The organism is Acidaminococcus fermentans, from assembly GCF_009696675.1.
In the GTDB taxonomy this organism is placed as follows: domain Bacteria; phylum Bacillota; class Negativicutes; order Acidaminococcales; family Acidaminococcaceae; genus Acidaminococcus.
This window is the reverse complement of the sequence record NZ_VULN01000004.1, coordinates 202,430-210,205: the sequence shown is the minus strand read 5'-3', so window position 1 is coordinate 210,205 and position 7,776 is coordinate 202,430. Positions and strand designations below refer to the sequence as shown.

Below are 7,776 nucleotides of genomic sequence, written 5' to 3'. Positions count from 1 at the left end.
GCGTAAGCTGGTAAGACACCTGGAAGATTACCAGGTTGATAGGCAGGGTGTGGAAGCGTAGCAATATGTTAAGCTGACCTGTACTAATATGTCGAGGGCTTGACTTAAATCGGGCCGTTAGATGAAAAAGATGTCTCTTCATGAAGTTTTGAGGGCTCATGCCTTCAGTTACATAATCCGGTGGCGATAGCTAAGGGGATCCACCTGTTCCCATGCCGAACACAGCAGTTAAGCCCTTATACGCCGAAAGTACTCGACTGGAAACGGTCCGGGAGGATAGGGAGCTGCCGGTTAGGAAAATTCCGCATCTGATGGATGCGGAATTTTTTTTGTCACTGGTCAACGGTCACTGGTCACTGGCCGTTGGAAAGAACCCGTGGCTGACGGGTTCTTTTAAATAAAAAAATGGAGGAAACCTGCTCCTGGTGGGTTTCTCCGAAGGGAAACGCAGCCTGTGGGCTGCTAACCCACCACCATTGCACAGGCGCAACGGTCCCCCGCCCTTGAAAAGGGCGGATATACGCTGGGGCTTACGCCCTTGCTTTCAGGCACAAGGGCACTGCCCGCGTGCCTGTTATCCGCCCTTTTCAAGGGCGGGGGTATCCATGCACAGCATGGGTGGTGGGTTAGCAGCACCGGCTGCGTCCTGAATCGAAGAAACCCGCCATTCGGCGGGTTTATGCCTTTGACCAACAGAGGGTCTGCTGCATCCGCAGCAGACCCTCTGTTACGTCCGTTATGCACTTTCTTACAGGAACAGTCCGGCTCCCGGCCCTACAGGCAGGCCCAGGAAGATCCAGACGCCCATGAGCAGGCTCCAGGTGATCAGGAAGGTGATGGAATAGGGGAGCATCATGGAGATCAGGGTTCCCAGTCCGGCGTCTTCCTTGTACTTCTGCATGAACACCACAATCATGGCGAAATAGCTCATGAGAGGGGTGATGATGTTGGTGGAGGAGTCCCCGATCCGGTAGGCTACCTGGGTAAGAGCAGGGGACAGGCCCAGCCGGTACATCATGGGTACGAAGATGGGCGCCATAATGGCCCATTTGGCAGAGGCGGATCCCATGAACAGGTTCAGGAAGGCGGACAGGAAGATGAACAGGATAATGAGAGGCAGACCGGTAAGGCCGGCGGCTTCCAAGGCATCGGCTCCCTTGAAGGAAACGATAAGCCCCAGGTTGGTCTTGCCGAAGTAGGCGATGAACTGGGAAGCGAAGAAGGCCAGAACCATGTATCCGCTGAGGGATTTCATGGCGGCGGTCATGGCGGCCACCAGGTCATGGGAAGTGTTGATCTTTCCCACAATCTTTCCGTACACCAGGCCTGGAATCAGGAACAGAAGCAGGATGGCGGGAATCAGGCCGTTGTGCATGAAGGCTTTCAGGGTGTACTCCCCGGTGGCTTTTTCCAGGGTGCGGAATACGGCGTTTTCCGGGAACATGAGCACCGCCATCAGGGCCACATAAACCAGCAGTGCCAGGGCGGCCCAGTTCAGGGCTTTGTTTTCCAGAGGGGTGATGGGCTGGTTGTCCGATTTGTAGATTCCAGTGTAAGTGCCCAGGTTCTTTTCCACGATTTTGTCGGTGACAAAGGTGCCTACAATGGTCAGCAGCACCGTGGAGGCGGCCAGGAAGTACCAGTTGCAGGTGGGATCCAGGACCATGTCAATGCCGGCGGCGATCAGGGCCTGGTTGGTGATCCCAGTAAGCAGGGGATCGGTGGTTCCGATCAGCAGGTTGGCGGAGAAGCCTCCGGATACCCCGGCGAAGGCGGCGGCCATGCCGGCCAGGGGATGGCGTCCTGCCATGGCGAAGATCATGGCTCCGATGGGGACTACGATCACGTATCCGGCATCAGAGGCGATGTTGGACATAACCCCGGCGAACACCACAATGGGGGTGAGAAATTTGGGGTTGGCATTCATCAGCAGTTTTTTCAGGGAGGTGTTGAACAGGCCGGACCATTCGGCTACCCCTACCCCCAGCATGGCCACCAGAACGGTGCCCAGAGGAGCGAATCCGGTGTAGTTTTTGGTGGCGGTGTCGAACATGTACCGGAGCCCTTCCGCGTTCAGCAGAGAGACGGCTTTTTTGGTGACTTCCGCCTTGGCCCTGGCGTCAAAATAGGTGACGGTCAGGCCCTGGGATGCGGCAAAATGGGAAATGACGACGACAATCAGGGAGAGAATGAAGAAAAGGATCGCAGGGTGGGGCAGTTTGTTGCCGATGATTTCCACCCCTCTCAGGAAACCTCCGATTTCCTGGGGATTTTTCTTCTGGGTTGCGTTGGACATGGATGGTGCCTCCTTTTGAGTGAAATAAAACGGTGCAGGTTGGGTACGGTCAAAAAGCATAACGGACTGAATACTATGACTATTTTAACAAAAAGTAAATAAAAAAGAAAGGTAAAAAGACAAAAATGTCTGTAAATAATGGACAATGGTACAGAACTCTCAGAAAATTAAACGGAAAATCAAGTTCTGTTATTTTTCACAATGGTTTGTGCTATAATCAATAGAAAAGCATGCAGAACCCCTGCGGAAAGGATGAAAATATCATGGATGACAAAAATCCGGACAAGCAGTCGAAGAGAGTCAGACTGTATTACATCGCAGCCATTTTGCTGATCCTGATTATCAATACGGTCATCAGTCCCATGTTCTTTCAGCCGAAAGTCCATGAGGTCAGCTATACCAATTTCCTGAACATGGTGGATGAGGGAAAAGCCACCAAGGTGGAAATCACCAAGGATCGGATCGCCCTTTTGTGCAATCAGGATGGAAAGGAACAGATTTACGTAACGGGACGGGTGGATGACCCGGAACTGGTCAGCCGGCTGGTAAAGGCCAAGGTGGAATTCTCCCAGGTAATCCCCAAACAGGAATCTCCCATTATGTCCTTCTTCAACAACTGGATCCTGCCCTTCCTGCTGTTTATGGTAATCGGCCAGCTGATCATGCGGTACCTGGGGCCTAAATTGGGCGGGGGCAACATGATGAGTTTCGGCAAAAGCAATGCCAAGGTGTACATTGCCGCCCAGACCGGCAAGACCTTCAAGGATGTGGCCGGTCAGGATGAAGCCAAGGAAGCCCTCCAGGAAATCGTCAATTACCTGCACAACCCTTCCAAATACAAAGCCATCGGGGCTGTGATGCCCAAAGGGGTGCTGCTGGTGGGGCCTCCCGGCACCGGGAAAACCCTGCTGGCCAAGGCTGTAGCCGGGGAAGCCAAGGTGCCCTTCTTCTCCATCTCCGGTTCTGAGTTCATTGAAATGTTCGTGGGCATGGGGGCTGCCCGGGTCCGGGATCTGTTCAAACAGGCCCAGGAAAAGGCACCCTGTATTGTGTTCATCGATGAAATCGACGCCATCGGCAAAAAACGGGACAACGGATCCTTCGGCAGCAACGACGAACGGGAACAGACCCTGAACCAGCTGCTGTCTGAAATGGACGGGTTTGACGGCAGCAAAGGGGTCATCATCCTGGCGGCCACCAACCGGCCGGAAGTGCTGGATAAGGCACTGCTCCGTCCGGGCCGGTTCGACCGGCGGGTGCCGGTGGAACTGCCGGATCTTCAGGGAAGGGAAGCCATCCTGAAGGTCCATTCCCATGATGTGAAGATGGATCCCCAGGTGGACTTCCATACCATCGCCCTGGCTACCAGCGGTGCCTCCGGGGCGGAACTGGCCAACATCGTCAACGAAGCTGCCCTCCGGGCGGTACGGATGGGCCGTTCGGAAGTGATCCAGGAAGACCTGGAGGAGAGCGTGGAAGTGGTCATTGCCGGGGCCCAGAGAAAGGGTGCGGTGATTTCTCCGGAAGAGAAGAAGGTCATTGCCTACCACGAAATCGGCCATGCCCTGGTGGCGGCCAGCCAGAAGGATTCGGCACCGGTCCACAAGATTACCATTATCCCCCGGACCTCCGGGGCCCTGGGGTACACCATGCAGGTGGATACCCAGGAAAAGGTGCTCATGAGCCGGGAAGAACTGTACAACAAGATCGTGACCCTGACCGGGGGACGGTCTGCGGAAGAAGTGGTGTTCAACCTGGTAACCAGCGGTGCCTCAAACGACATTGAACAGGCCACCAAGCTGGCCCGGGCCATGATTACCCGGTTCGGTATGACCGATGAATTCGACATGGTGGCTCTGGAAACAGTGAACAATGCCTACCTGGGCGGGGATACCTCCCTGGCCTGTGCTCCGGAAACGGCCGCCCGGATCGACGAGGCGGTGTTCGCCGTGGTGAAGAAGGCTCACAAAGAGGCCCGGGAGATCCTGGAAGCCCATCGGGAAAAAATGGACGAACTGGCTCAGTACCTGCTGAAGAAAGAAACCATCACCGGAGACGAATTCATGGCCATTCTCCACGGGACCATGAAACAGGAAGAAACGGAGACGGTGGAAGTATCCGTCGTTCCAGAAACGACCGATGCTCCTCAAGCTTGACGGCGGACAAAAGAGGCTGCTGCACAAAACGTGCAACAGCCTCTTTTCTATGTTATAATGAGTTCTCTGCATCATGCTACAACTTTGAGAAACAGGATGAGAAAAATGGAAACACGCACGAAACCCTGGAAACAGGGAAAAAGCATTTTTGACTATATCAAAAGCAATCTGGATGAGGACGGGTTCTTTACCCGGGAGAATCTGGAGGACCGGGCGGTGGTGGCCGGGGACAGCGATGTGCTGCTGGAACCTGGTGCTGCCGACGCCTATCTGGCCAGCAACAGCCAGGCGGAAGAGGCGGCCAATCCGGTAGGGGACCAGATTTACCAGGTGCTTCGGGCCTATGCGGAAGATCCCACCCCGGAAAATGCCACCATGCTGTACATGGGGATTTCTTCCACCCCCTGCATCCTTTACTACGAATCCCTGGTGGATGCCCTCAGTGAGGAACGGATTCCCCAGCCTTTGTGGGAACTGGCCCGGGAATGGCTGTATGAAGCCTCCAGCCGGGAAACGGTGAAGCTGGCCATTGTAATCTGCGGTCTGTACATGCTCAACGAGCAGGATTTGACAGTGAACTGGCAGCTGAAACAGGATCTGATGATCCTGTCCCGGTGTGAGGAATTCACCAGCTTTGTGATCTACGCGCTGGAACTGAGCCACCAGATGGAGCAGAAGGATTTGTGGGACATGCTCCAGCACACTTCCGGCTGGGGCAAGCTGTGCGCCATGCAGGCCTATGATTTCGCTGCTCCGGAAGACCAGGCCTGGCTGGTGGTCCACGGCTGCGATCTGACCATCGATTATCCGGCAGTGTCCCTGATGATCTTTTCCCGGGTGAATATCCCGGCTCTTCTGTCGGAACCCCATCTGGAACATCCCCAGTTCCAGGGGATCAGCCATATCCTGCTGAACTACCTGGCCTTCCTGTTGGGATTCCAGCAGCTGGAGGCACCGGAAGATGACAAGATGCCGGTGATCGACCTGTTTTCGGTAATGGAAAAGTTCCTGAAGCATGCCCAGGAATACCATACCGACCTGATGGACGGAGCGGCCCTCATCAATATGGCGGAAGGGCTCCGGACCATGGTGGAGGATGAATGCTGGGATTACCTGACCATGAACCAGTGCCATATCCTGATCAGCGAGCTGGAAACCCTGGTGTTCTCCCAGGACTGGCTGCCCCAGATCAGGGCCAATCTGCTGGAACCGGACGGCCGGGTGAACCTGATCGTGGTCCATATGGCCTATGCCCTGGATCTGGACATCCACCGGGAATTGTGGAACCTGCTGAAGAAGGATCCCCGGCGGACGGAGCTGTACCCGTTCCTGCTGGATACCCAGGATAAACGGCGGTTCAACCGGGTGATGAAGTTCGCCCGGGAACATGCAGACGAGTATCTTCAGGAGGAATACGTGATGGAGCCCCTGCTCCAGGCTCTGGAGGAACATCCCGGGGAAGGGGAGGACCTGCTGGAAAAGGCCCTGACCTCCATTTACGATTCCTGCCGGGGCACGGCCCTGGGGGTACTGGACAGCTGGCCGGACAAGAACTGGTCACCCCGGATGCGGCTGGCCCTGCTGAGAGCCAGGGACATGAGCCAGCATCCCCTGCTGAAGCTGCGGGTGGATGTACTGCTGAAAAAAAGGACCATGGATTTCGCCAGTTTCCTGGACGTGATCCATGAGCATCAGAAATAGGGGGACTGCAAAGCAGTCCCCCTATTTCTGTCAACGGGGCTGTTGCTCTTGCAACAGCCCCGTTTTTTTATCCTATTTCCTTCACAACTACCGTCAGCGAACATCCCAGGTTCTTCCGGAACCACTTGGTCATGGCCTGGAGCTGCTGGAGCTCTACGGAGGGGGCCCGGGTGGCGGTGATGGTGAGCACAGCGCCTCCGTTCAGGATGGCAGGTTCGATGGTTTCAATGGCCCCGGTCTGGGTGTAATCCAGACATTCCGCCAGGGCCAGGAGCAGAGCGGCGTTGCTCAGCCGTTTCATGTCGATTTCCGGGATCAGCTTCCGGTAAGGCCGGTTCCGGAGATAGCCCCGGTTCACCCCGTGGTGCCAGGCGGCCAGGATGGCGGTGTACACCACATCCAGATGGTTCAGCCCGAACAGTTTGCCGTTTTCGATCAGGTAGCCGCTGTGCCGGGTGTGGTTGTAGTAGTTGATGGTGATGCCAATGTCATGAAGCAGGGCGGCGGTTTCCAGCAAAGGTTCCCACCGGGCCGGCTCCAGCTTGTGGAGGGACTGCCAGCCCTGGAACAGCTGGAGGGCGTATTTGGCCACCAGCCGGCAGTGGTCTTCGTCCGGGGAATAGAGATGGATCATGTTTTCCCGGGCGGTTTCCAGGATGTTGGGGGTAATGAGGGGCAGTTCCGTGTGTTCGTGGAGGTATTGGGAGAACAGCCCTTCCCGGAGCCCGCAGCCGGAAACAATCATCTTCCGGGCCTTGCTCCGGTCTGCCAGGGCCTTGATGATGGAGGAACCGGCAATGATCACATCCGCCCGGTCATTGGACAGGCCGGGGATCCGCCGCCGGGTGGCCAGGGTAGTGCCCGGCAGGGTCTTGTACCATTCTTTGAAGTCCTGGATGGTGAACTGGTAATTGTGGAGTTTGGAGGTGAAGTATTTGGCCCGTTTCTGTTCGATCTTCCCTACGGAACGGGCGGTGCCTCCCACCCCTACCAGAGGCAGGCCGCAGCCGGCAATCCAGGGAACCTTCTGCATCTGGTCGTTGATGGCCCGGCGCATTTTGTTCAGGGCGGCCGGATCCACCGTGTTGTTCAGCTTGAAGGTCTTGGTCAGGTTCACGCAGCCGATGGGCAGGCTGACACTGTCCACCAGCTTCCGGTCCCGGACCAGGATCACTTCCGTGGAAGCACCCCCCAGGTCGAAGATCACCGCATCTTTTACGTCGATGGTGTTGATCACGCCCAGATAGCTGAGATAGGCTTCGGTTTTCCCGGAGATGATCTCCAGGTTGATCCCGGAAGCCTGGGAAGCAGCCTTGGCCAGCCGGGCCCCGTTGGGAGCGTTCCGGATGGCGGCGGTGGCCACGGCGATGATTTCGTCTGCGTGGAAGATCCGGCACATGGAGGCGAAATTCTTCAGACAGTTGGTGGTGGCAGTGAAGGCTTCCTCCGTCAGATACCCTTTCCGGTCCGTTTTCAGGGCCAGCCGCAGCGGGTCCTTCTGGTTGTACACCAGGTTGCAGGCGTTGGAAGCATGGATCTCCATGATCACCAGACGGGCCGAGTTGGACCCCACGTCGATAATGGCAATGCGTTTCATAAAATCCCCCGATCCACACGTGTATA

4 protein-coding genes and 2 rRNA genes are annotated in these 7,776 nt (G+C 56.2%); 4 read left to right on the top strand and 2 right to left on the bottom strand.

The window, feature by feature from the left end:
- Both FX155_RS04315 and rrf read left to right on the top strand, forming a co-directional pair.
- A 23S ribosomal RNA gene (locus tag FX155_RS04315) occupies positions 1-107 on the top strand; the annotation flags it as partial.
- 69 nt (positions 108-176) lie between these two features.
- Positions 177-293 (top strand): 5S ribosomal RNA (gene rrf / locus FX155_RS04310).
- 455 nt (positions 294-748) lie between these two features.
- On the opposite strand, the gene FX155_RS04305 is transcribed toward rrf, so the two are convergent.
- Positions 749-2,296 carry an AbgT family transporter gene (locus FX155_RS04305; RefSeq protein ID WP_022487718.1) on the bottom strand — a complete coding sequence of 516 codons (1,548 nt, stop codon included), beginning with the start codon at positions 2,294-2,296 and terminating at the stop codon, positions 749-751.
- 263 nt (positions 2,297-2,559) lie between these two features.
- Between FX155_RS04305 and ftsH the strand changes: the two genes are divergently transcribed.
- The gene (ftsH, locus tag FX155_RS04300) at positions 2,560-4,452 is read left to right on the top strand and encodes an ATP-dependent zinc metalloprotease FtsH (protein WP_022487717.1); all 1,893 of its coding nucleotides are present in this window, start codon (positions 2,560-2,562) and stop codon (positions 4,450-4,452) included.
- A gap of 105 nt (positions 4,453-4,557) precedes the next feature.
- On the top strand, positions 4,558-6,153 hold the full coding sequence (locus tag FX155_RS04295) for a hypothetical protein (RefSeq protein WP_154487859.1): 1,596 nt from the start codon (positions 4,558-4,560) through the stop codon (positions 6,151-6,153).
- A gap of 67 nt (positions 6,154-6,220) precedes the next feature.
- Here FX155_RS04295 and FX155_RS04290 read toward each other — a convergent pair whose 3' ends face one another.
- Entirely contained in the window at positions 6,221-7,750 is a 1,530-nt protein-coding gene (locus FX155_RS04290; protein ID WP_154487858.1) for a Ppx/GppA phosphatase family protein, read from the bottom strand.
- Between the last annotated feature and the right edge of the window lie 26 nt (positions 7,751-7,776).

Bases quoted from the DNA above. Each gene is read 5' to 3' on its own strand.
- FX155_RS04305 (WP_022487718.1), bottom strand. From the start codon at position 2,296: ATGTCCAACGCAACCCAGAAGAAAAATCCCCAGGAAATCGGAGGTTTC.
- ftsH (WP_022487717.1), top strand. From the start codon at position 2,560: ATGGATGACAAAAATCCGGACAAGCAGTCGAAGAGAGTCAGACTGTAT.
- FX155_RS04295 (WP_154487859.1), top strand. From the start codon at position 4,558: ATGGAAACACGCACGAAACCCTGGAAACAGGGAAAAAGCATTTTTGAC.
- FX155_RS04290 (WP_154487858.1), bottom strand. From the start codon at position 7,750: ATGAAACGCATTGCCATTATCGACGTGGGGTCCAACTCGGCCCGTCTG.